Origin of the sequence: Actinoplanes sp. NBRC 101535 (assembly GCF_030269225.1) — a bacterium.
Classification (GTDB): domain Bacteria; phylum Actinomycetota; class Actinomycetes; order Mycobacteriales; family Micromonosporaceae; genus Actinoplanes; species Actinoplanes rectilineatus.
Genome location: NZ_BSSY01000001.1, coordinates 419,896 through 442,881 on the forward strand (window position 1 = coordinate 419,896; position 22,986 = coordinate 442,881).

General features: G+C 71.5%; 19 protein-coding genes. 12 read left to right on the top strand and 7 right to left on the bottom strand.

The features are described from left to right. The first annotated feature begins 184 nt into the window (after positions 1–184). The 8 genes from QSK32_RS01855 (at position 185) to QSK32_RS01890 (ending at position 10,328) form a co-directional block, all read left to right on the top strand. Entirely contained in the window at positions 185–1,522 is a 1,338-nt protein-coding gene (locus QSK32_RS01855; RefSeq protein ID WP_045747019.1) for a Gfo/Idh/MocA family protein, read from the top strand. Beyond that, complete coding sequence (gene uxaC / locus QSK32_RS01860; protein WP_285471038.1) at positions 1,519–2,940, top strand: glucuronate isomerase; 1,422 nt, start codon at positions 1,519–1,521, stop codon at positions 2,938–2,940. The genes QSK32_RS01855 and uxaC overlap by 4 nt, the downstream gene beginning before the upstream one ends. Beyond that, on the top strand, positions 2,940–4,229 hold the full coding sequence (locus tag QSK32_RS01865) for an enolase C-terminal domain-like protein (protein ID WP_285471039.1): 1,290 nt from the start codon (positions 2,940–2,942) through the stop codon (positions 4,227–4,229). Before uxaC ends, QSK32_RS01865 begins: the two co-directional genes overlap by 1 nt. Beyond that, complete coding sequence (locus QSK32_RS01870) at positions 4,220–5,683, top strand: mannitol dehydrogenase family protein (protein WP_285471040.1); 1,464 nt, start codon at positions 4,220–4,222, stop codon at positions 5,681–5,683. Before QSK32_RS01865 ends, QSK32_RS01870 begins: the two co-directional genes overlap by 10 nt. Before the next feature lie 295 nt (positions 5,684–5,978). Then, entirely contained in the window at positions 5,979–7,085 is a 1,107-nt protein-coding gene (locus tag QSK32_RS01875) for a Gfo/Idh/MocA family protein (protein WP_285471041.1), read from the top strand. A gap of 95 nt (positions 7,086–7,180) precedes the next feature. After that, positions 7,181–7,516 carry a cupin domain-containing protein gene (locus QSK32_RS01880; protein ID WP_045747024.1) on the top strand — a complete coding sequence of 112 codons (336 nt, stop codon included), beginning with the start codon at positions 7,181–7,183 and terminating at the stop codon, positions 7,514–7,516. Next, positions 7,516–8,880, top strand: a complete 1,365-nt coding sequence (locus QSK32_RS01885) for a pectate lyase family protein (protein WP_502872500.1) — start codon at positions 7,516–7,518, stop codon at positions 8,878–8,880. Before QSK32_RS01880 ends, QSK32_RS01885 begins: the two co-directional genes overlap by 1 nt. Positions 8,881–9,119: 239 nt before the next feature. Then, positions 9,120–10,328, top strand: a complete 1,209-nt coding sequence (locus tag QSK32_RS01890; RefSeq protein ID WP_285471043.1) for a hypothetical protein — start codon at positions 9,120–9,122, stop codon at positions 10,326–10,328. 55 nt (positions 10,329–10,383) lie between these two features. Here the strand turns inward: QSK32_RS01890 and QSK32_RS01895 are convergent, their stop codons facing one another. Further along, positions 10,384–11,019, bottom strand: coding sequence for a hypothetical protein (locus tag QSK32_RS01895; protein ID WP_045745844.1), 636 nt, complete (start codon positions 11,017–11,019; stop codon positions 10,384–10,386). 275 nt (positions 11,020–11,294) lie between these two features. Between QSK32_RS01895 and QSK32_RS01900 the strand changes: the two genes are divergently transcribed. Beyond that, positions 11,295–13,679 (top strand): MFS transporter, encoded by a 2,385-nt coding sequence (locus QSK32_RS01900; protein ID WP_285471044.1) that lies wholly within the window; start codon positions 11,295–11,297, stop codon positions 13,677–13,679. 639 nt (positions 13,680–14,318) lie between these two features. Here QSK32_RS01900 and QSK32_RS01905 read toward each other — a convergent pair. Beyond that, complete coding sequence (locus QSK32_RS01905) at positions 14,319–15,176, bottom strand: oxidoreductase (RefSeq protein ID WP_502872493.1); 858 nt, start codon at positions 15,174–15,176, stop codon at positions 14,319–14,321. A 103-nt stretch (positions 15,177–15,279) separates the two neighbouring features. Between QSK32_RS01905 and QSK32_RS01910 the strand changes: the two genes are divergently transcribed. Then, positions 15,280–16,122 carry a helix-turn-helix domain-containing protein gene (locus QSK32_RS01910; protein WP_285471045.1) on the top strand — a complete coding sequence of 281 codons (843 nt, stop codon included), beginning with the start codon at positions 15,280–15,282 and terminating at the stop codon, positions 16,120–16,122. Positions 16,123–16,224: 102 nt separating this feature from the next. On the opposite strand, the gene QSK32_RS01915 is transcribed toward QSK32_RS01910, so the two are convergent. Continuing rightward, positions 16,225–17,124, bottom strand: coding sequence for a class I SAM-dependent methyltransferase (locus tag QSK32_RS01915; RefSeq protein WP_285471046.1), 900 nt, complete (start codon positions 17,122–17,124; stop codon positions 16,225–16,227). A 47-nt stretch (positions 17,125–17,171) separates the two neighbouring features. Here QSK32_RS01915 and QSK32_RS01920 point away from each other — a divergent pair, with 47 nt between their 5' ends. Next, positions 17,172–17,729, top strand: coding sequence for a helix-turn-helix domain-containing protein (locus QSK32_RS01920; protein WP_045745848.1), 558 nt, complete (start codon positions 17,172–17,174; stop codon positions 17,727–17,729). 125 nt (positions 17,730–17,854) lie between these two features. Here QSK32_RS01920 and QSK32_RS01925 read toward each other — a convergent pair whose 3' ends face one another. From QSK32_RS01925 to QSK32_RS01940, 4 genes are read right to left on the bottom strand one after another with little or no spacing between them, the layout of a single operon-like run. Further along, a complete protein-coding gene (locus QSK32_RS01925) occupies positions 17,855–18,871 on the bottom strand; it encodes a LacI family DNA-binding transcriptional regulator (protein ID WP_045745849.1) in 1,017 nt (338 codons plus the stop codon). Between the two features lie 16 nt (positions 18,872–18,887). Continuing rightward, positions 18,888–19,871 (bottom strand): type I glyceraldehyde-3-phosphate dehydrogenase, encoded by a 984-nt coding sequence (gap, locus tag QSK32_RS01930; protein ID WP_285471047.1) that lies wholly within the window; start codon positions 19,869–19,871, stop codon positions 18,888–18,890. 4 nt (positions 19,872–19,875) lie between these two features. Continuing rightward, on the bottom strand, positions 19,876–20,871 hold the full coding sequence (locus tag QSK32_RS01935; RefSeq protein WP_285471048.1) for a GlxA family transcriptional regulator: 996 nt from the start codon (positions 20,869–20,871) through the stop codon (positions 19,876–19,878). 4 nt (positions 20,872–20,875) lie between these two features. Beyond that, the gene (locus tag QSK32_RS01940; protein WP_285471049.1) at positions 20,876–21,613 is read right to left on the bottom strand and encodes a TetR/AcrR family transcriptional regulator; all 738 of its coding nucleotides are present in this window, start codon (positions 21,611–21,613) and stop codon (positions 20,876–20,878) included. 77 nt (positions 21,614–21,690) lie between these two features. Between QSK32_RS01940 and QSK32_RS01945 the strand changes: the two genes are divergently transcribed. Further along, on the top strand, positions 21,691–22,878 hold the full coding sequence (locus QSK32_RS01945) for a saccharopine dehydrogenase family protein (protein ID WP_285471334.1): 1,188 nt from the start codon (positions 21,691–21,693) through the stop codon (positions 22,876–22,878). Positions 22,879–22,986 lie beyond the last annotated feature (108 nt).

Consider the following 22,986-nt stretch of genomic DNA (forward strand, 5'->3'; position numbering starts at 1 on the left):
GGATCTCTCCGGTGCAGCCATTAATGCAAACGGTTGCTGACGTGTCAACGCTCATCGATGTCGATCATGTTGCATTAGGATCAACTAATATGGATAAAAGCAGGCAAATGAGTGCCGTCCATTGACTTCCGTCGTGGTCTGATCCCTAAGCTGTTGCAAACGTTTGCCGAATGGAGGCGACGGCATGCCCCTCGCAACCCGCCGCCGGTACGCCCTCGTGGGCGCCGGGGCCAGGGCCGGGATGTTCCTCCGGTCGATCACCCAGGACCACGCCGACGTGGCCGAACTGGTCGCCCTGGCCGACACCAATCCGGGCCGTCCGGCCGTCCACAACGCCCGCCTGGAACGCCTCGGTGTCGCGCCGGTCCCGGTCTACGACGCGGCGGACTTCGCCGAGATGCTCAAGCGCGAACGCGTGGACGTCGTCGTGGTGACCACCGTGGATCGCTACCACGACCACTACGTCGTGACCGCGCTCGACGCCGGCTGCGACGCGATCACCGAGAAACCGATGACCGTGGACGCCGACGGATGCCGCCGCATCCTGGACGCCGAGCGCCGGACGAACGGCCGCAACACGGTCCGGGTCACCTTCAACTACCGGTACAACCCGGTGCACGAGGCGGTGAAACGGGTCCTGAGCGCCGGCGAGATCGGCGAGATCGGATCGGTGCACTTCGAGTGGATGCTGGACATCCGCCACGGCGCCGACTACTTCCGCCGCTGGCACCGGGACAAGGCCAACTCCGGCGGCCTGCTGGTGCACAAGGCCAGCCACCACTTCGACCTGGTCAACTGGTGGCTCGCCGACGAACCCGAGCAGGTGTACGCGGCCGGCCGGCTGTTCTTCTACGGCGAGAACGGCGCACGCCACGGCTACGCGCGGGACTACGCGCGGGCCCACGGCGACCCGGCCGCCGACGGCGACCCGTTCGCCGTCCGGCTCGCCGACGAACCCGGCCTGCGCGAGCTCTACCTGGACAACGAGCAGCACGACGGCTACCACCGCGACCAGAACGTCTTCGCCCCCGGCGTCACCATCGAGGACGACATGGCGGTGCTGGTCCGCTACGCCGGCGGGCCGTCGATGAGTTACCACCTCACCGCGTACGCGCCGTGGGAGGGCTACCGGGTGATGGTCAACGGCAGCAAGGGCCGCCTCGAACTGGAGGTGGTGGAGAGCGACCACGTCGCGCCGACCGCCGCCGCCTCGGTCAAGGGCGAACCGGGCGCCCAGTCCACCGCCGAACGCGGCTCGGTGCGGCTGCTGGTCCGGCCGTACTGGGCGCCGCCCCGGGAGATCGAGGTCGGCGGTCACGTCCGGGAGGGCCACGGCGGCGCCGACGTCCGCCTGCTCGCCGACCTGCTGCGCCCCGACCCGCCCGCCGACCCGCTGGGCCGCAGCGCCGGCGCGCTCGACGGCGCCCGGTCCCTGCTCACCGGCCTGGCCGCGAACGAGTCCCTGGCCACCGGCCGGGCCGTCCGGGTGGCCGACGTCCTGAACCTGAAGGAGGTCAGATGACCGCGGACGACCATCTGTTCCCCGCCGAGAGCACCCAGCGGCAGATCGCCCGCGAACTCTACGGTCTGGTGCGCGATCTGCCCCTGATCAGCCCCCACGGGCACGTCGACCCGGCACTGCTCGCCGACGACATCGCCTTCGGAGACCCGGCCCGGCTCTTCGTGGTGCCGGACCACTACGTCACCCGGATGCTGGGCAGCCAGGGCATCCCGCCGTCGCGGCTGGGCGTGCCGAGCATCGACGGCACCCCGGTGGAGACCGACGGCCGGGCGATCTGGCGGCTGCTCGCGGCGAACTGGCGGTTGTTCCGCGGCACCCCGTCCCGGCTGTGGACCGAGAAGGTCTTCGCCGACGTCTTCGGCATCACCACCACGCTGACCGCGGACACCGCCGACGAGATCTACGACGCGCTCGCCGCCAGGCTCGCCGAACCGGAGTTCCGGCCACGGGCCCTGTTCACCCGGTTCAACATCGAGGTGCTGGCCACCACCGAGAGCCCGCTCGACGAACTGGCCGCACACGCCAAACTGGCCGCCGACGGCTGGGGCGGACCGGGCGGCCGGGTGATCACCACGTTCCGGCCGGACAACCTGGTCGACCCGGAGTGGCCGGGCTGGGCCGAACGGGTGGCGGCCCTCGGCGAACTCACCGGGCAGGACGTCGGCACGTACCCCGGCTTCCTGAACGCGTTGCGCGCCCGCCGTGACCTGTTCATCGCGGCCGGCGCCACCAGCACCGACCACGGCCACCTGACCGCGGCGACCGCCGAACTGGACGAGGGCGAGATCGCGGTGCTCTACCGCACGGCGCTCGGCGGCAGCAGCGACGAGAAGGACGCCGAGGCGTTCCGGGCGCACATGCTGATCGAGTTCGCCCGGATGTCGATCGACGACGGCCTGGTGATGCAGCTGCACCCGGGCGCGTGGCGCAACCACAACACCGCGCTGCACCTGCGGCACGGCCGGGACGTCGGCGGCGACATCCCCTCGGCCACCGACTACGTGCGCGGCCTGAAACCGCTGCTCGACCGCTACGGCAACGACCCGCGGCTGCGCCTGGTGCTCTACACGCTCGACGAGACCGCGTTCACCCGCGAACTCGCCCCGCTGGCCGGCGGCTACGCGGCGCTCTACCTGGGCGCGCCCTGGTGGTTCCTGGACAGCCCGGAGGGGTTGCGCCGGTTCCGGGAGACGGTCACCGAGTCGGCCGGTTTCTACAACACGGTGGGCTTCACCGACGACACCCGGGCGTTCTGCTCGATCCCGGCCCGGCACGACGTGGCCCGCCGGGTCGACGCCGGATACCTCGCCCGGCTGGTCACCGAGGGCCGCCTGCCGCTCGACGAGGCCGCCGAGACGATCGCCGACCTCGCGTACCACCTGCCGAAACGTATCTTCAACCTGGACGGGAGCCGGTAATGGGCGTCCGCATCACCGGGGTCACCGTGCACGACGTCCGGTTCCCCACCGCGGCCGCCGGCGACGGCTCGGACGCGATCAACAAAGGCGACTACTCGGCCACCTACGTCGAGGTCAGCACCGACGCGGGCGTGACCGGCACCGGCCTGACCTTCACCAACGGCCGGGGCAACGAGATCACCTGCGCGGCGGTCGAGGCGCTGGCCCACCACGTCACCGGGAGGTCGGTCGAGGAGATCGCCGCCGACCAGGTCGGCTTCTGGCGATCGATCACCGCCGACGTGCAGCTGCGCTGGCTCGGACCGGAGAAGGGCGTCATCCACATGGCGTCCGGGGCTCTGATCAACGCGGTCTGGGACCTGCGCGCCCGGCTGGCCGGCAAGCCGATGTGGCGGTTCCTCGCCGAACTCACCCCGGCCGAGATCGTCGCCTCCGTCGACTTCCACCACATCACCGACGCGATCACCCCGGGCGAGGCCCGCGAGCTCCTGGACAAAGCCTCAGCGGGGTACGACGACCGCCTCGCCCTGCTGGAGAAGGAGGGCTTCCCGGCGTACACCACCAGCGTCGGCTGGCTCGGCTACCCGGACGACAAGGTCCGCGAGCTGACCCGGCAGGCCGTCGCCGACGGCTGGACGGCCGTCAAGATGAAGGTCGGCGGCCCGCTGGAGGACGACGTCCGCCGGGCCGCGATCATCCGCGACGAGCTGCCCGAGGGCGCGCTGCTGATGATGGACGCCAACCAGGTGTGGGACGTCGACGAGGCGATCGCCGCGATGGCCCGGCTCAAGGAATTCGACCCGTACTGGATCGAGGAACCGACACACGCCGACGACGTGCTCGGGCACGCCCGGATCGCCCGCGCCGTGGGCCCGGTCCGGGTCGCCACCGGCGAGGTCGCCGCCAACCGGGTGATCTTCAAGCAGCTGCTGCAGGCCGAGGCGATCGGCGTCTGCCAGGTCGACGCCTGCCGGGTGGCCGGCGTCAACGAGGTACTGGCCACGCTGCTGCTGGCCGCCAAGTTCGGCGTGCCGGTCTGCCCGCACGCCGGTGGCGTCGGCCTCTGCGAGTACGTCCAGCACCTGGCGATCTTCGACTACCTGCGGATCGGCGGCTCACTGGACGGCCGCATGATCGAGTACGTCGACCACCTGCACGAGCACTTCACCGACCCGGTCACCGTGGTCGACGGCCGGTACCGGCTGCCCACCGCGCCCGGCTACAGCGTCGAGATGCGACCGTCGTCGATCTCCGAGTTCCGCTTCCCGGACGGCCCGGCATGGCGGTGACCTACCGGCTCGGCCGGTCCGCCCTCACCTCGCTGCCCGCGGAGAGCCTGCCCGCGGTCACCCCCGGCCTGGTCCGCCCCGGCATCGTGCACCTCGGCCTGGGCGCCTTCCACCGGGCGCACCAGGCGGAGTTCACCGAGGCGGCGGTCGCCGCGTCCGGCGGCGACTGGGGCATCGTCGGTGTCGCCCCGCGCTCCCGGGCCGTCCTCGGTGCGCTGCGCGAACAGGACATGCTCTACAGCGTCCTGACCGTCGGCGACGGCGACGACCGGGCCCGCGCGATCGGCATCCTCGCCGGCCTCGGCCACGCGGCCGGCGACCCGCACGGGGTGCTGACCGCGATCGCCGACCCGGGCATCCGGATCGTCTCGCTGACCGTGACCGAGAAGGCCTACCGGATGGACCCGGCCGGCCGGCTGCTGCTCGACGACGCCCTACGGGCCCAGCTGACCGGGGCCGCCCCGGCCACCTCGATCCCGGCGCTGCTGGCCCGGGGTATCCTCGCCCGGCAGGCCGCCGGCGCCGGCCCGCTGACCGTGCTCTGCTGCGACAACATGCAGGGCAACGGGGCACGGGTCCGCGGCCTGGTCGAGCAGGCCCTGGACGTGGCCGGTGCGGCGCTGCCGTCCGGCATCGGGTTCCCGTCCACCATGGTCGACCGGATCGTGCCCGCGACCAGCGAGGACCACCGGCGGCGGGCGGCCCTGGCCCTGGGCGCGCAGGACGCCGTCCCGGTGGTGGCCGAGGCGTTCACCCAGTGGGCGATCGAGGACGACTTCCCCGGCGGGCGTCCGGACTGGGCGGCGGCCGGGGCGATCCTCACCGACGACGTCGCCCCGTGGGAGACGCTCAAGCTGCGGGCACTCAACGGGGTGCACTCGGCGGCCGCGTACCTCGGTGCGCTGGCCGGGCGGGAGATGATCGCCGACGCCCTCGACATGCCCGGCATGATCACCCTGCTGCGGCGGCTGATCGCCGAGGACATCGCGCCCACCGTGCGGCCGCCTGCGGGCGTCACCGTCGTCGAGTACGGCGAGACCTCCCTGACCCGGTTCGCCAACCGCGAGCTCGGCCATCGCACGCTGCAGGTGGCGATGGACGGCTCGCAGAAACTGCCGTACCGCCTCCTCGGCACCATCCAGGACCGGCGCGATGCGGGCGCGGGGCCGGGCTGGGCGGCGCTGGTCCTGGCCGCGTGGATGCGCTTCGCGCGGGGGTACGCCGACAGCGGCGCGACCCTGCCGCTGGACGACCCGCTGGCGACCCGGATCCGTGCGGCACTCGCCGACGCCCCGGACACCCCGGAGGGCACCGTCGACGCCCTGCTCGCACTGGACGAGGTGTTCCCGCCCGCGCTCGCCGGCGACGACGTGCTGCGTGCCCGGCTGATCCACTGGACGGCGGAGTTCGCCCGGCACGGCGTCGAAGCGACCGTCCGCGGACTCGGCTCATGACCGACCCGAACCCGAACCGGCGTGGTGATTTGTGGCGTCCTGGGCGCCCGAGCTCACCACGCCCCGCTTGGTGTGGTGATTTGTGGCGCCTAGGACGCCCGAACTCACCACGCCCCGCTTGGTGTGGTGATTTGTGGCGTCCTGGGCGCCCGAACTCATCACGCCCCGCTTGGTGTGGTGATTTGTGGCGCCTAGGACGCCCGAACTCACCACGCCCCGCTCGGTGTGGTGATTTCGGGCGCCGTAGGCGCCACAAATCACCACACGGACGGATCTTCGACGCGGGGCACCGGCCGTGACGGCCCGGGTAGCGCTGATCGGGGCCGGCGGGCACGGCGCCTGGCACCGGCGGGTGCTGCAACGACTCGCCGACCAGGGCCGGATCACGGTCGCCGGGCTCTGTGACCGGGCGCCGATCGTGCCCGAACCGGCGGCCCCGCTCCTCGGCGTCCCGGTCTACACCGACCACACCGAACTGCTCGCCGAGACCCGGCCGGACGTGGTGGTGATCTGTACCCCGCCGCACACCCACCTGCCGATCGCCCTGGACGTCCTGGCCGCCGGCGCCGACCTGCTCCTGGAGAAACCGCCGGTGATGGCGCCCGACGAACACGAGGTGCTGGCCGCGGCGCTGCGCGACACCGGCCGGATCTGCCAGGTCGGGTTCCAGGCGCTCGGCTCGGCAGCCCTGGCCGCACTGTGCGCCACCCGTCCCCAGGGGCCGATCGGGGTCTCCGGGGCGTGGTGGCGGCCGGACGGCTACTACACCCGGGCACCGTGGGCCGGCCGCCGGACCGTCGGCGGGCGGCCGGTGATGGACGGCGCCCTGGTCAACCCGTTTGCCCACGCGCTGATGCAGGCGCTCGTGGTGGCCGGGCACTTCCAGCCCGTACGTCTGGAACTGGAGCGCTACCGGTCCCGGGAGATCGAGACCGACGACACCACGTTCCTGCGGGTCACCGGTGACGACGGGCGGACCCTGACGGTGGCGGTCACCCTCGCGTCGGCGATGTTCATCGCGGGCGAGATCCGGGTCGGCGGGGCGGTCCTGGAATACCCGACCGACCGGCTGCGCCTGCCGGGCGAGCCGGACCTACGGGAGGTGCCAGGACGGCGGGGACTCCTGGAGAACCTGCTGGAACATCGCGGGGCTTCGGCCGTACCCCTGCTGGTTCCGCTGTCGCGGACCGCGACCTTCACCGCCCTGGCCGACGCCATCGTGTCCGCGCCGCAGCCGGTGGCGATCCCGGCACGTTTCCGGGAACCGCACCCGGACGGCGGCGGGCAGGTCGTGACCGGAATCGACACCATCGTGCGCCAGGTGGCGGACAGCGGCCGGCTGCCGTTCGAAGCCGGGGTGCCCTGGGCGGTCCCGCCACACCGGGTCGCCCTTCCCGCCTAGAAAGTCGCCCTCCCGTTGAGAAGGTCGCCCTCCCCGTTTGGAAAGCGGCCCCTCCCGTCGAGAAAGTCGCCCTCCCGCTTAGAAAGGAGCGGACCATGCAGAAACTGAAGCTCGTCGACCTCGGCCCGGAACACCACGGGGCCCAGTTCACCAGCCCACTGCCGGGACACGCGGTACGCCGCGGCGGCTTCCGGATCTACCCGCTGCCGAACCACCGCACCCACGACGAGCCGGGGCTGCACCGGCACGACGTTCCGGAGATCTTCTGCATCGTCCAGGGCGAGGGCGACGTGGAGATCGACGGCGAGGTGGTGGACGAGTTCACCGCCGGGGACGCCGTGGTGTGCGAGGCGGGGGAGGACCACCACCTGATCAGCCGGGGGACCGATCCGCTGATCTTCGTCTGGATGCACCTGGAACCGGTCGCCTGATCATGCGCGTACTCGCCGCTCTCGCCGCCGTCCTCGTCCTCTCCACCTCGTTCACTTCTCCCGCCGCCGCCTCGGTCCCTCCGGATGCCCTCGCCGTCCTCCCCGCCTCGTTCACTTCTCCCGCCGCCGCCTCGATCCCCCCGGAGGCCCGTGCCGTCCTCGCCGCCGACGACGGCTGGGCCTCGTCCGGGACCGGCACCACGGGCGGGTCGGCCGCCGACGACGCGCACGTGTTCGTGGTGCGTACCCGCGCCGAACTCGCCGCCGCCCTGGCCGGAGGCACCGATCCGACGCCGCGGATCGTGCTGGTCGCCGGGACGATCCGGGCCAACACCGACGACGCCGGGGCACCGCTGGACTGCGCCTCCTATGCCGACCCCGGGTACTCGCTCGACGCGTACCTCGCCGCGTACGACCCGGCGGTGTGGGGGACGGCGACCAAGCCGAGCGGGCCGCTCGAGGACGCCCGCGCGCAGTCCGCCCGCAACCAGGCCGCCCGGGTGCAACTGAGGGTCGGCGCCAACACGACGATCCTCGGGCTGCCGAACGCACGCCTGATCGGCGCCAATCTGCTGATCCAGAACGTCGACAACGTCATCGTGCGCAATCTGCGCCTCGAGGACGCCGCCGACTGTTTCCCGGCGTGGGACCCGACCGACGGATCGGCCGGCAACTGGAACTCCAACTACGACCTGATCACGCTGACCGGGGCCACCCACGTGTGGGTCGACCACAACACGTTCAGTGACGGCGACAATGTGGACTCGGTTCAGCCGCAGTACCTCGGCAGGCCCTATCAGGTGCACGACGGGGCGCTCGACGTGATCCGGGCGTCCGACCTGGTCACCGCCTCGTGGAACGTCTTCCAGGAACACGACAAGACGATGCTGATCGGTTCGTCGAACACGGTCGGCGCGGATGTCGGAAAGCTGCGCGTGACCATTCACCACAACAAGTTCGCCAATGTCGGGCAACGCGTGCCACGGGTGCGATTCGGACAGGTGGACGTCTATGCGAACTACTACTACATCACTGATGAGGACGCGTACTCGTACTCCTGGGGTGTGGGGGTCTATTCGGCGATCTACGCGGAGAACAACTTCCTGCTGCGCAGTGCGGACGTCGGGCTCGACGAGTTCGTCTACGACTGGGGCGGAACGGCGATGACGGAGGTGGGCACGCTGACCCGGGTGGGCACCGGTCCGGTCCGTGCGGTCAACCTGCTCGCCGAGTACAACGCCACCCACGATCCGGACCTGGGCACCGACGCGGGCTGGACGCCGACGTTGCGCCCCGGTCCGGTGACGCCGGCGGCAGCCGTTCCGGGTCTGGTCTCCGCGCATGCGGGGGCGGGGCGCCTCTGATCCCCCTCGTTCCTCTTCCGGGCCGGGATTCCGCGTGATGCGGGATTCCGGCCCTGTGCTTTCGGTGACCGTGCGATTACCACGATTTTTTGTCGAACGACTGTTCTGCCTGATCAGTCGCGGTCATCGACCTTAAAGGGGCGACCCCGCGAACCTTAAGTTTTCCTTTAGTTCGATCCGCGCTGGGAGCGTTCCCGTATGGACCGGTCGAGAGCGGTTCACGAGGAAGGCGATTGCAGATGAAGCGATACCGGAGCCCCGGGAGCAGCGCGGGCAACGCCAAGCGCTTGAAGGTCATCGGCGTGGCGGGTGCCGCGGTCGTGCTGGTCGGAGTGGGCCTCGGCGTCGCAGCGGCGTCCGAGGAACCGGCCACCGTCAACTGCCAGACGGTCGCCGACAAGCTGCCGGCCGTACCGGCCCAGGCGCAGGCCGAGGTCGAGCGCAACCTGGCCCTGCTGAACACCCAGATCCAGGAGGCCAACGCCCGGATCATCAGCACCGAGGGTCAGGGCGGCGCGAACTTCGTGCAGAACGCGATCCTCGGCCCGCTGGAGGACAAGCGGTTCGCGACGATCAACCGGATCGAGACGGCGATCGGTCGCAACGCGGCGAAGCCGGACCTCAACGCCGAGGAACTCGCCCCCTGCTCGCTGAACGAGAACGGCGGCGGCAACGCGGCGCCCGAACCCACCGCGGTGGAGACCGGCGACGAGGACGACGCCGACAACGCCGGTGGCGCCACCGGTGCCGCAACGGTGAACTGCCCCGACGTCGTGATCAACGTGGACATCCCGGCGCAGGCGCAGGCCGAGGTGGACCGGAACCTGGAGCTGCTGCAGACCCAGATCGACGAGGCGAACGCCCGGATCATCAGCACCGAGGGTCAGGGCGGCGCGAACTTCGTGCAGAACGCGATCCTCGGCCCGCTGGAGGACAAGCGGTTCGCGACGATCAACCGGATCGAGACGGCGATCGGCCGCAACGCCGACAAGCCCGACCTCAACGCCGAGGGCCTCGCCCCCTGCACCCTGAACGAGGCCGGTGACGACGCCGCCGAGGAGGCCGGTGACGACGCCGAGGCGACCCCCGCGCCGACCGAGTCCGCCGCTGCCGGTGACGACGCGGCCGAGGAGGGCGACGACAACGCCGCCGGTGCCAAGACGGTGAACTGCCCGGACGTGAACATCAACGTCACCATCCCGGCGCAGGCGCAGGCCGAGGTGGACCGCAACCTGGAGCTGCTGCAGACCCAGATCGACGAGGCGAACGCCCGGATCATCAGCACCGAGGGTCAGGGCGGCGCGAACTTCATCCAGAACGCGATCCTCGGCCCGCTGGAGGACAAGCGGTTCGCGACGATCAACCGGATCGAGACGGCGATCGGCCGCAACGCCGACAAGCCCGACCTCAACGCCGAGGGCCTCGCCCCCTGCTCGCTCAACGAGTGATCTCTTCCTACTCCGAAGCGGCCCGGTTGCCTGTGCAGCCGGGCCGCTTCGTTCCCTACTGCTTGTCGCCGAACAGGTCGTCCAGATCGGACCGTGCCGCGGCTGCCTCCCGCGCGGCGAGCGCGTCCTGCTCCACGATCCGCGCCTCCTCGGCCAGCACCTCGGCCGCGACCGCCGCCACGTGCGCCTCCCGGCGGACGTCCGCGGTCCGGCGTACCGCCTCGTCGTAATCGGCACGAGCCGCCCGCACCGGCTCGTCGTCCACCGCCACGGGGGCCGACGGAGCCCCGGTGTGCTGCCAGATGCCGTTCAACTGCGACACCGAGAGATCACCCCGGCGGTACGCCTCGAGCGCCGCCCGCTGCACCAGACGCTGGGCCTCGTCGCCGGACGCGACGGCCGCCTCCTGACGGGCCCGCAGGTATCTCTGCTCGGCGTCGTCGTGGGTGCTCACGGCGTACTCCGCACGGGTTCTCGCCTCATCGGCGGCGGAAGCCGCCCGCTCCGCCGCGGCACGCACGGCCCGCGCCTCCTCCTCGAGCGGGACCTCTTCGCCGGTGTTCTCCGTGCCGGGGATCTCCGTGCCGGGAGGCGCGGTGTCCACCCGTTGCCGTGCCGCCACGAACGCCAGCCCTCCGAGCACGACGGTGACGATCGCCACCGTCGCCAGGGCCATCCACGTCCAGAGCATGCTGCCGATGCCTCCCGTTTTACCGCGATCGCTGTCATCGATGACCGTAAAGTGACCAATTGATACGCGCTACTCGGGGTGGATCACCGACGGCCCGGACTGTCCGATAGCGTTCGCCCGCGCGTTCGCCTCGACCGGTTCGTAATAACGGCGTGGTAGAAATGCCAACCGCGCCGTCTTGGCTGGCAGCACGACTTGACCCCCACAAGCGTGCCGCGTCGACCGCGACGGCTTCTCGACGAGTTCCTGCCGGCCGCGACGAAAGGCATCCCCGCGTGACCCAGCTCAACGATTTGATCGCGCAGTTCTGGCGCGACTACGCGGCGCTGGTGCTGCTCGGCCTCGGATTCCTCGGCCTGATCCTGCTGATAACCCTCGGCATCTGGGCCAAGCGGACCTCGAAACCGCTGCGCCCGCTCGCCCTGTCCTTCAGCATGAACCTGGCGCTGCTGCTCAACGCCGAGGGCATGTGGGTCATCGCTGTCGACCAGCTGAACCTGCCCAAGGTGTTCGCGGTCCTGGTCTTCGCGGTCTTCGAGATCTGCTTCCTGACCGCCACCTCGCTGGCCGCCGAGCAGTACCGGCGGACCACGGTCTACGCCGAGGACGGCACGGTCGTCACGCCCGGCCACCCCGGGCCGATGCTGTGGATCGCCGCGTTCATCGCCGGGATCTCCGGCGTCATCGTGGCCAGCAACGCGGTCACCGGCACCGAGAAACTGCTGCGCCTCGCGGTCCCGTGCGTCATCTTCCTGATGTGGTGGGCCGCCCTCACCGCGGCCGGCCAGCGGGTCCGTCGTGGCCGGTTCGCCTACAGCCCGCGCCGCCTCGCCGAACGGTGGGGCCTGCTCATCCCGGACAGCGACCCGGACCTGATCAAGATGGCCTCCGAGCGTCAGGTCCGCCGGATGGTGGTCAACTACCACCGGGTGAGTTCGGAGCGCTGGCCGCAGTCGTGGTGGCGCTCCCGCCTGCTGAAGGACGCGCGGACCGCCGGTGAGCCGGTCGTCGCCGACGTGGTGGAGCAGCTCGCGCGGATCCAGCGGGTGATGGACCTGCTGGCTCCCGGGGCTACGCGCTTCGTGGCGCCGGTGGTCGCGCCCGCCGCGACGTCCCCGGTGCTGCCGTCGGCGCCCGCGGATCCGCCGGGTGGGGCCGCGGCTCCGGTCGCTGCCTCGCTGACGGCTCCGGTGGCTGCTTCGGTGCTGCCGTCCCAGCCACTCAACGGGCACGCGGTCAACGGTTCGGCGAACGGTCGTGCGACTAACGGCGTGTCCGTTAACGGTCATACCGCTGCCCCGGCTGCCTCGGCTGCCCCGGCTCCTGTCGCCGAGGGCGGTCGTCCGCTCGGATTCATGCCGGGTGCGACCTCTCCCGGCGTTCCTGCCGGTCCCGCCGCCGGTGGGCCCGGTTCGGCGCCGGTCGCCGCTCTGAAACCGGTGCAGTTCGTCCCGCCGGCCGGTGTGGACACCGAGGAACGTCCCGCCGAGGACCGTGCCCCGGCCGTCGTCGTGCCGGCCCAGCGCCGCCCTCTCGAAGACGGTGTCCTCGAGGCCCTGACGAACGTGATGACCGCCCCCAGCCTCGGTGAACGCCTCGCCGCCACCGAGACCTTCGACGAGAACCGGGCGCCGTCCGACGACACCCAGCCGGCGGCTGTCACTCCCGCCGCTGCCCCGGCCGCCTCCCCGCCGGCGTTCGCTGCCGCCCCGGCGACCGTCTCCGCCGGCTCGTCGGTGACGGCCCCGGTCGCGGCCACCCCGGTCTCCGCCGGAGCCACCTCACCGGTCGGTGCCCTGCCGCCGGCCGCCGGTTCGGTGTTCGCCGGCACGGCCCCGTCGCCGGAGACCCCGGATACCGGTGCCGCACCGGACGCGGGTCCCGCACCGGACGCCGCCCGCCCCGCCTGGGCCGCGACCGGCACCGGCGCGGTGCCCGCCTGGGCCTCCACCGGCACCGGCGCCCGCCCCGCGGTCAGCATCGTCGGCTCCCCGTGGTGGCGCCTCTCGGTCGAACGACTCAACCGCCTGGTCTCCTCCGAGATCAACGCCGAGAACCTGAACGAGATGACGTACACCGCCGTCAACGAGATGGTCCGCAGCATCGCCCCGCGGGTCTCCGAGCTGAGCGAAGGCGTCGTCCGCGCATTCATCAACGACTACATCCGCGAACTGAACGGCGAGCCGGGCGAGGCCGCGTACCCGTGGCGTGACCTGCTCCCCGCCGCCGCCGTGGCGTCCACCGGCTCGTCCGCGTGGATGTCCGCCCTGGAGGAACTGCGCACCGCCCTGGAGGAGGAGCTGGCCGAAGGCGAACCCCGCGAGGCCCGCGAACTGGCCGAGCTGCTCGCCCCGAGCGTCCCCCGCCTCGACGACGTGACCGTGCAGGCGTTCATCAGCGACTACCTGCTCGCGCTCGGCGGCCAGTCCGCCCCCGGCAGCGCCCAGCCGTGGCACCACCTGCTGCCCCGCCCGCAGAACGGCCGCAACGCCACCGACGACGAGCTGCTCGAGGTGTACGGCGAACAACTCGACGACCACCTGCGGACCACCGGCCGGCTGAGCCGCTACAAGGTGCAGGCCGTGACCGGCATCAAGAGCCGCCTCCAGGCCGACCGCATCAAGGCCGCCGTGGAACAGCGGGCCGCCTCGACCCACTGATCCGTTCCGTCCCGCCGGTGAGCGCCGCCCTCCTGGGCCGGCGCTCACTGCCGTCTCCGGGGTCGGCCGAAGTGCCTTGATCGACTCTGTGGCGTTCTCAGCGGGAATGCGGCACGTCCCAGCCAGACACCTTCGACAGTCAAGGTCTGCGTGGTGACTTCGGGCGCGCTGACCACCCGAAAAACACCACACCCCACCACGGGTGTGGTGACAGTGCAGCCCGCCCGTACTCAACACACCCCTACGGGTGTGGTGACTTCGGGCGTCCAGCGCGCCCGTACTCAACACGCCCCTACGGGTGTGGTGACTTTGGGCGTCCAGCGCGCCCGTACTCAACACGCCCCTACGGGTGTGGTGACTTCGGGCGTCCAGCGCGCCCGAAATCACCCCGCGGATGGGCTTCGCATCCTGACCACGAAACGTGTCTAGCCCAGCCGGGTCCCGCCCAGCCCAGCCCGGTCTGGCCTGGTCCCGCTCGGGCCTGTTGGGTCCGGGTGGCAGCGATGAACGTCGGCGGACCGGCTTGCGGGGTGGTTCCGGGGACGGTTCGGCGGCTGCGGTGCGGTGTGTTGATCAATCGCCCGCTGGGTTCTGCGGTCTCGGGTGCCGGGAAACAGCGAAATGTCGGCGGGCGATTGATCATCTTTGCGGGATTCGCAGGGGGAACGTGGTGTGGGTCAGCTGCTCGGAGAGGGTCCAGAGGCGGCGGGCTAGTTCGGGATCGCGGGCCGCCGCGGAGCGGCCGGTGATCCGGGGGCGGCCGCGGGCCTGCAGGAAACCGCTCGGCGAGATGTAGCTGTCGCCCGGGATGTCGGCGGTGGCGGCGTGCAGCGTGGTCCGCGCGCCGCCGTCGTCGTTCTGGGACAGCGGGCGCAGCAGGGCGTTCATGATCCGGGTCGCCGCGCTGCCGCCGTGACCGAGCAGGTTCGTGGCGGCCAGGCCGGGGTTGGCGGCGGTCGCGATGACGGTCGAGCCGGCCGCGGTGAGGCGGCGCTGGAGCTCCGCGGTGAAGAGCATGTTGGCGAGCTTCGACTGGGCGTAGCCGGGGAACGGACGGTACGGCCGGTGCTCCCAGTTGGGGTCGTCCAGGTCCAGGGTGCCGGCCTGGTGGCCACCGGCGGCGACGGTGACGACCCGGCCGGTGATCTGCGGCAGCAGCAGGTTGGTGAGGGCGAAGTGCCCCAGGTGGTTGATGCCGAACTGGAGCTCGAAGCCGTCCACGGTCCGGCCCGGCGGCGGCATCATGACACCCGCGTTGTTGATCAGCAGGTCGACGGGGCCGGTGAGGGACGCGGCGAAGTCCCGTACCGAGGCCAGATCGGCGAGGTCGAGCCGGCGGACCTCGGTCCGGCCGGTCATCTGCGCGGCCGCGGCGTGGCCCCGGTCGAGGTCGCGGACCGCGAGGACGACGCGAACGCCCCGCGCGGCGAGGGCCCGGGCGGTGGCCCGGCCGATTCCGCTGTTGGATCCGGTGATGATGGCGGTGCGATTCGTCATGCGTCGACAGTCGGCTGAGCGGCGCCGGACAGCCAGTGCCCGCCGCTACGGTAGGAACGGCGTTACCAGGCTGAACCCGGCTCGCCCGGCGATCATGGTGGGCATGCCGATCACGGAGAACGACCTGGGTGCTCTCCTGCGGGCCTGGCGCGACCGGTGTTCACCCGCGGACGTCGGCCTGGCGGCGTACGGGCGGCGCCGGGCCCGCGGACTGCGGCGCGAGGAACTGGCGGGCCTGGCCGGAGTGAGCGTCGACTACCTGGTGCGCCTCGAACAGGGCCGCTCCCGGCGCCCCAGTGCGCCGATCGTGGCCGCGCTGTCCCGGGCTCTGCAACTCGACGAACAGGAGAACGCCGTCCTGCACCAGGCCGCCGGGCTGCAGGCGCCGTCCGGTCGGGTCGTGCCGGTGCACGTTCCGCCCGGGGTTCAGCGCCTCGTCGCCCGGATGGCCGACTATCCGGTGGCGGTCTACGCGGCAGACTGGACCCTCATCACCTGGAACGCGATGTGGAGCGCCCTGAGCGGCGACCCGGCAGGCCGGCCGGTGTCCGACCGCAACGTGATCCGGGCGACGTTCTGCCCGGCCCCGGAGTGGGCGGTTACGCACGCCCCCGACGAGGGGATCGAACGCGCCCTGGTCGCGGATCTGCGCCAGGCGGTGACGGCCTATCCGGAGGACGACAACCTGCGCACCCTGATCGCGGAGGTGGCCGAGTCCAGCCCGCGGTTCCGGGAGTTGTGGGCCTCGGGCGCGGCGGGACGGCACGTCAGTTCCCGCAAGACGGTACGCCACCGCCTGGTCGGCGAGCTCACGCTGGACTGCGACGTGTTGACCGTCCCCGGCTCCGACTTGCGGATCACCGTGTACACCGCAGCGGCGGGCGGTGCCGACGCCGAGCGCCTGGAGTTCCTGCGGGTCGGCGCCGTCCACGCGGTCACGGACTGAACGATCACGGGTTGAGCTGCCGACCGTGTCTCCCGCGGTCAAGGGGTGAGCGGCCGGCCGTCGTGCGGGACTGTCGGGTGAACGGCCGGCCGTCGTGCAGGGCTAACGGGTGAGCAGCCAGACGTCGCGGGAGCTGGTCAGGGAGAGGTCGGCGCGGTGGCGCAGGGAGAGCGGCCCGTCGCCGTCCAGCAGGGTGTCCAGGGTGGCCCGGTCCTCGGGGGCGAGGGTGTCCACCAGGCCGTGGCGGAACCGGCCCAGGGTGGCGGCGGCGTACCTGCGGGCGGCCGGCGGCAGCGGCGCCGGGATCGACACGTCCAGGGTGCGGTGGGAGTCGACGGTGAAACCGGCCGCGGTCAGGCGGGACGTCCAGTCGGATCTGATGTGCGGTACGTGCTCGGCGCGGGTCTTCTCCATCGCGGCGTGGCAGCGCTCCTCCAGACCGGGCGTGCCGAAGCCCAGATCCTCCGGAAGGAACCGGGGCATGTCGGCCATCTCGACGACGGCCAGGACGCCGCCGGGGCGCAGGGTGGCGTGGATGTCCCGCAGGACACGGTCGGGGTCGGCCATGTGGTGCAGGGACGACGAGGCCCAGATCAGGTCGGCGCTGTCCGGGGCGGCCGGCCAGGCGGCGTCCAGGTCGGCGCGCAGCGGGCGGATGCGGGCGTCCAGGCCGTGCCCGCGGGCGGTGGTGGTCAGATGGCTCAGCATGTCGTCGGAGGTGTCGACGACGGTGGAGACGGCGTCGGGGAAACGGCGGAGAAGGGCGAACGTGCCGGTCCCGGTGCCGCTGCCGATGTCGATGATGTCGCGGACCGGGTGGTCACCGGCCAGGTCGGCGATCCGGGCGGTGAGGGCGGCCAGCTCGTCGCGGGTGATCTCGGCGTCCAGGTCCAGGAGCTCACGGAGGCCCTCGTCGGCGCCATGATCGTGATCCCCGTGGCCGTGGCCGTGGCCGTGGCCGTGGGAACCGTGGGAGTGGGCGGAAGCGGCGTGGTCGTTCATGAGACGACTGTAGGCAGGCTTTGCGCCGAACGCATACAGTATTGCGTATGACGCAAGACGCTGAGGTTGATGCACTGGTCCGGGCCCGGATCCGTGGACTCCGGCTGGCCAAGGGCTGGTCACTGGAGGATCTGGCGTCACGGTGCTATCTGAGCCCGTCGACGCTGAGCCGGATCGAGACCGGGCACCGGCGGATCGGGCTGGACCAGCTGACCGCCATCGCCCGCGCGCTCGGGGCCAGCCTCGACCAGCTCGTCGAGACGGCCGACGACGCCGTGGTGATTCCGGCGCATCACCATCCGGAGCGGGGGATCACCACCTGGGTGCTCAGTCAGGAGCAGGGGCTGACCGTGTCGCGGGTGCGGGTCAGCCGTCCGGCGGCGCGCGGGCCGGAGGCGATGCGGGTGCACCCGGGGCGGGACTGGTTCACCGTGCTGTCCGGGACGATCGAGCTGATCCTCGGCGACCGGTCGATCATCGTGGCGGAGGGGCAGGCCGCCACGTTCTCGACGATGGTGCCGCACTCGTTCGGTTGTGTGGGCGGCCCGGCCGAGGTGATCGCCGTCCTGGACCACGACGGCGAACGGATCCACCTGGACGACTGAAGACCGAAGACGACTGAAGACCGAAGACGACTGAAGACCGAAGACGACTGAAGACAGAGAAAGGGCCGTCGACTGCCTTTTCAGCGCATTGGGGGAGGAGTAGCGCGTACCCCCAAGAAAGGTTTTTAAAGAGCGGGAGGGGCGCAGCTGGCGCGCCACACCACCGAGGCCTCCGCCGGCTCGGCCCGGTGGCCGGGGTCGTCGCCCAGCGCGAGTGCCATCGCCCGCTCGCCCATCTCGACCAGCGGCAGCCGGACGGTGGTCAGGGCGGGTGTCACGTCCCGCGCGATCGGCATGTCGTCGAAACCGGTCACCGAGACCTGATCGGGAACGCTGATGCCGCGTTCCCGCAGGGTGGCCAGCGCACCCACCGCGAGCGAGTCGTTGAGGGCGACCAGCAGCGTGAGCGTCGGGTCGGCGTCGATGAGCTCGGATGCCGCCCGGGCGCCGCCGTCGCGGGTGAAGTCGGTGTACGCGATGCGCTCCGGCGGCAGCGGCACCCCGAGTTCTTCGGCGGCACGGCAGAAACCGGTCAGGCGGTCCGTCGTCGTGGTGAGTTTGCGGGGCCCGGCGATGACCGCGATCCGGCGGTGGCCCTGCTCGAGGATGCGCCGGCCGAGTTCCTGCATGCCGGCGCCGTTGGCGGGCAGGACGGCGCTGCCCACCAGGCGGTGCCGGCCGATCACCGCGACCCGGCCGCCGGCCTGCTGGTACGCCCCCAACTCGGCGTTGAGGCGTTCGGTGAACGCGTCGTCGTGATATCCGGAGCCGGCCAGGATGAGCGCGTGCACCTGCTGGGCGCGCAGCAGGCCGACGTAGGCGAGTTCCCGTTCCGGCTCCCGGTAACTGTTGCAGATGACCAGGAGCCGGTCGTGCGCGCCGGCCTGGCGTTGCAGACCGCGGGTGATCTCCGCGAAGTAGGGGTCGGAGACGTCGTGCACGATCACGCCGACCGCTGATTTGCGGGGCCGGGCGACGTTCTGCGCGTGTGCGTTGGGCACGTAGTGCAGTTGGGCGACGGCGGCGAGCACCCGTTCGCGGAGATCCTCGTTGACGCGTTTCGCACTGTCGTTGATCACGCGGGAGACGGTCGCCGGCGACACCCCGGCGAGCCGGGCTACGTCCGCCAAGGTGACCGCCATGCGAGCAGTCTAGATGTCAGTCCCGGCCGATCAACGCCAGCGTGTCGGCGACCCGGTTGGCGAAGCCCCACTCGTTGTCGTACCAGGCCACCACCTTGACCAGACGGTCGTGGGACGCGGTGAGCAGCGAGTCGTAGACCGACGACGCCGGGTTGCCGGTGATGTCCGAGGAGACCAGCGGGTCGGCGGAGAACTCCAGCACGCCGCGCAGCGGTCCGGACGCCGCCGCCTCGAACGCGCTGTTGATCTCCTCGACGGTGACCGGGCGTGTGACGACCGCGTTCAGTTCGACCAGCGAGCCGACCGGGACCGGCACCCGCACCGAGTATCCGCGCAGGCGCCCGTCCAGCCGGGGCAGCACCGCGCCGATCGCCTTGGCCGCGCCGGTCGTGGTGGGCGCGATGTTGACGCCGGCGGCGCGCGCCCGGCGCAGGTCGCGGTGCGGGCCGTCCTGCAGGTTCTGTTCCTGGGTGTACGCGTGGATCGTCGTCATCGAGCCGACCTCGATGCCGGCCAGGTCGTCCAGCACCGAGGCCAGCGGTGCGAGCGCGTTGGTGGTGCAGGACGCGTTGGAGACGACGTGGTGCGCGGCGGGGTCGTAGTCGCCGTGGTTGACCCCGTACGCGATGGTCACGTCCGCCCCGGTGGCCGGCGCGCTGACCAGCACCTTGCGGGCGCCCGCGGTCAGGTGGACGGCAGCGTTGGCGGTGAACCGGCCGGTCGCCTCGACGGCCACGTCGACGCCGAGGTCCTTCCACGGCAGGCGGGCCGGGTCGGGTTCGGCGGTCACCTCGATCCGCCTGCCGTCGACGATCAGGTGCCCGTCGTGGGCTTCGACGGGTTTGCCGAAGCGTCCGAGGGTGCTGTCGTAGCGGAGCAGATGGGCGAGGGTCGGCACGTCGCCCAGGTCGTTGATCGCGACGATGTCGATGTCCCGGCCGTCGAGGGCGCGGAGCAGGTTGCGTCCGATGCGGCCGAATCCGTTGATGGCGATTCTCATGCCCTCAGCCTGCGGCGTGGAACTCCTCCGTGGCAGAGGGCGGAGAGCCAGCCGGCACAAGGTTTCCGCCAAAGGTCCGGCGGTATTCGCTGGGGGAGGTGCCGAGGATCCGCTGGAAGTGCAGGCGCAGGTTGGCGCCGGTGCCGAGGCCGACCCGGGAGGCCACCTGCTCGACCCCGAGGTCGGTGCGTTCCAGCAGTTCACGGGCGAGGTCGACGCGGGCCCGCAGGATCCACTGCATCGGGGTGTACCCGGTGTCCTCGACGAACCGGCGTCCGAACGTTCGTGCGGAGACCTTGGCGTGCCGGGCCAGTACCGGGACGCTCAGCGGTTCGTCCAGGTGCCGCAGCGCCCACTCCCGGGTCGCCGCGAACACCTCACCCAGCGGTTCCGGCAGGGTACGCGGCACGAACTGCGACTGCCCGCCGCTGCGGTACGGGGCCGCCACCAGGATCCGGGCGATCGCGTTCGACACCTGCACCCCGTGGTCGCGCCGGATGAGGTGCAGGCACAGGTCGATCCCGGCGGCCATCCCGGCGGAGGTCAGCACCTGGCCCTCGTCGACGAAGAGCACCCCACCGTCCACGGTGACCTTGGGGTATTCGCGGGCCAGGACCGGCGCCATCCGCCAGTGTGTGGTGGCCCGCAGGCCGTCCAGCACGCCGGCCGCGGCCAGCGCGAACGCGCCTTCACAGATGGAGACCATCCGGGCGCCCCGGAACGCGGCGTCCCGGAGCGCGTCGACGATGCGCGGGTCGATCGACCGGTTCCGGAAACGGAACCCGGGGACGATGACGGTGTCCGCGTCCTCCATCGCCTCCAGGCCCCGGTCGACGATGAAGTTCAGCCCGTTGCGGCCCAGCACCGGGCCGGCCCGCACCGCGCAGGGCCGTACCTCGTAGCCGAACGCCTCGGGCGGGCTGAAGCACTGCGCGGTGATACCGACGTCGAGAGGGGATGCGCCGTCCATCACCAGCACGGCGATCTTGTGAACTGTCACCCTCTCACTGTCGCTCGCCGGTGGCACCGGCGGAACTGGCTGTCGCGCCAAGGGCCGCAAGGAAAGCGCCGTCCAGGAGCATGTCCAGTGCGCTCGGGTACGCACTGCGCACCATCTCGTGGGCCAGCCGGGGCGCGGCCTCGGCGATCCGCGGATAGTCCCCGGCCGGCAGGCGGGCGTAGGTCGACTCCCAGATGTCCTCGTCGGCCCGCCGGGCGGACCGGGGCAGGGCCAGCGCGCCGGCGTCCAGGGCCGCGAACGCCAGCGTCTGGTCGATGAAGGCGTGGTAGATCCGGACCGTCGCGGTGAGCGGGAACCCGGCCGCCCGCAGCACCCCGATGATCGCCTCGTCGGCGGCTAGCTCGTGGGCGCGCCCGGTGACCCGGCTGGCGGTCAGCAGCGCGGCCTGCGGATGGGCCACGTAGGCGGCGTGGATGCGCAGCCCGATCGCCCGCAGGTCGGCCCGGCCGTCGCCGGTCGCCGACCAGCCGTCGAGGGCCTGCCCGATCAGGGCGTCGCCGATCGCCAGGGTCAGCTCGTCCATGCCGTGGAAGTAGCGGTAGAGGGCGCTGGGGTCGCAGTCCAGGGCGAGGCCGAGGCGACGGGCCGACAGCCCGGTGCTGCCGTGCTCGCGGAGCAGGCGCAGCGCGGTGTCGATGATCAGCTGTTCGGAGAGGACGGTGCCGCCGCGGGTGGGCCGGCGGCGACGGCGCCGCTGTTCGGGAACGACGGTCTTGGCCATGGGCGCTCCTTATGCCAACACCATTGACCTTAGAACCGGACGGTTGCGATCTTCAAGCGATGACCCCCCGAAAAGGCCTGCGTGTGCTGCTGGTCGGCGCCGGTGGCGTCGGCACCGCGATCAGCCGGATCATGGCCCGGCGGTCGTTCGTCGAGGAGCTGGTGATCGCCGACTACGACGCGTCCCGCGCCCAGGTCCACCTGGACGCCCGGGACGAGGACGCGGTGGCGGCGGCGCTCCGGGTGCACCGGTGCGACGTGCTGCTCAACGCCACCGACCCGCGGTTCGTGATGCCGCTTTTCCATGCCGCGTACCGAGAAAACGCTACATATGTCGACATGGCGATGTCACTCTCCCGCCCCGACCCCGACCACCCGTACACCCGGTGCGGCGTCAAACTCGGCGACGCCCAGTTCGCCCAGGCCGCCGACTGGGCCGCCGCCGGACGGCTGGCCCTGGTCGGGATGGGCGTCGAGCCGGGACTCTCCGACGTGTTCGCCCGGCATGCCGCCGACGAACTGTTCGACACCATCGACGAGATCGGCATCCGCGACGGCGGCAACCTGACCGTCGACGGCCTGGCCTTCGCACCGTCCTTCAACATCTGGACCACCATCGAGGAGTGCCTCAACCCGCCGGTGGTCTGGGAGTCCGGCCGCGGCTGGTTCACCACCGCACCGTTCAGCGAACCGGAGGTCTTCGACTTCCCCGAGGGCATCGGGCCGGTCGAGTGCGTCAACGTCGAGCACGAGGAGGTGCTGCTCATCCCGCGCTGGATCGACGCCGGCCGGGTCACCTTCAAGTACGGCCTGGGCGAGACCTTCATCGGCGCGCTGCGCACCCTGCACGACCTCGGCCTGGACCGGACCGGGCTGGTCACCGTGCCCGGCGGCGCCGGCCCGGTGGCGGTCTCCCCGCGGGACGTGGTCGCCGCCTGCCTGCCCGACCCGGCCGGCCTCGGCGCCCGGATGCGGGGCAAGACCTGCGCCGGGACATGGGTACGCGGAACGAAGGACGGCCGCCCCCGGGACGTGTATCTGTACCACGTGGTGGACAACGAGTGGTCGATGGCCGAATACGGCTGTCAGGCGGTGGTCTGGCAGACCGCGGTGAACCCGGTCGTGGCCCTCGAACTGCTGGCCACCGGGGCTTGGCGGGGTGCCGGGGTGCTGGGTCCGGAGGCCTTCCCGGCACGCCCGTTCCTGGACCTGCTGACGGCGTATGGAACGCCGTGGGGGATGCGCGACAGGGTCGGGGCTCTCTAACTCCGAAGTCGGGGACTACCCTCTTCAGCGGTACCCGATATCGTCCCACACCTTCCGGCCGCCCGCGCGCGGCGGTGGACGCCTGTGGCGACGCGGAAAGGACGGCCA

What these genes read in the sequence shown, in the direction of transcription:
- QSK32_RS01855 (WP_045747019.1), top strand. Translation starts at nt 185, where the DNA reads ATGCCCCTCGCAACCCGCCGCCGGTACGCCCTCGTGGGCGCCGGGGCC.
- uxaC (WP_285471038.1), top strand. Translation starts at nt 1,519, where the DNA reads ATGACCGCGGACGACCATCTGTTCCCCGCCGAGAGCACCCAGCGGCAG.
- QSK32_RS01865 (WP_285471039.1), top strand. Translation starts at nt 2,940, where the DNA reads ATGGGCGTCCGCATCACCGGGGTCACCGTGCACGACGTCCGGTTCCCC.
- QSK32_RS01870 (WP_285471040.1), top strand. Translation starts at nt 4,220, where the DNA reads ATGGCGGTGACCTACCGGCTCGGCCGGTCCGCCCTCACCTCGCTGCCC.
- QSK32_RS01880 (WP_045747024.1), top strand. Translation starts at nt 7,181, where the DNA reads ATGCAGAAACTGAAGCTCGTCGACCTCGGCCCGGAACACCACGGGGCC.
- QSK32_RS01890 (WP_285471043.1), top strand. Translation starts at nt 9,120, where the DNA reads ATGAAGCGATACCGGAGCCCCGGGAGCAGCGCGGGCAACGCCAAGCGC.
- QSK32_RS01895 (WP_045745844.1), bottom strand. Translation starts at nt 11,019, where the DNA reads ATGCTCTGGACGTGGATGGCCCTGGCGACGGTGGCGATCGTCACCGTC.
- QSK32_RS01905 (WP_502872493.1), bottom strand. Translation starts at nt 15,176, where the DNA reads ATGACGAATCGCACCGCCATCATCACCGGATCCAACAGCGGAATCGGC.
- QSK32_RS01910 (WP_285471045.1), top strand. Translation starts at nt 15,280, where the DNA reads ATGCCGATCACGGAGAACGACCTGGGTGCTCTCCTGCGGGCCTGGCGC.
- QSK32_RS01915 (WP_285471046.1), bottom strand. Translation starts at nt 17,124, where the DNA reads ATGAACGACCACGCCGCTTCCGCCCACTCCCACGGTTCCCACGGCCAC.
- QSK32_RS01920 (WP_045745848.1), top strand. Translation starts at nt 17,172, where the DNA reads ATGACGCAAGACGCTGAGGTTGATGCACTGGTCCGGGCCCGGATCCGT.
- QSK32_RS01925 (WP_045745849.1), bottom strand. Translation starts at nt 18,871, where the DNA reads ATGGCGGTCACCTTGGCGGACGTAGCCCGGCTCGCCGGGGTGTCGCCG.
- gap (WP_285471047.1), bottom strand. Translation starts at nt 19,871, where the DNA reads ATGAGAATCGCCATCAACGGATTCGGCCGCATCGGACGCAACCTGCTC.
- QSK32_RS01940 (WP_285471049.1), bottom strand. Translation starts at nt 21,613, where the DNA reads ATGGCCAAGACCGTCGTTCCCGAACAGCGGCGCCGTCGCCGCCGGCCC.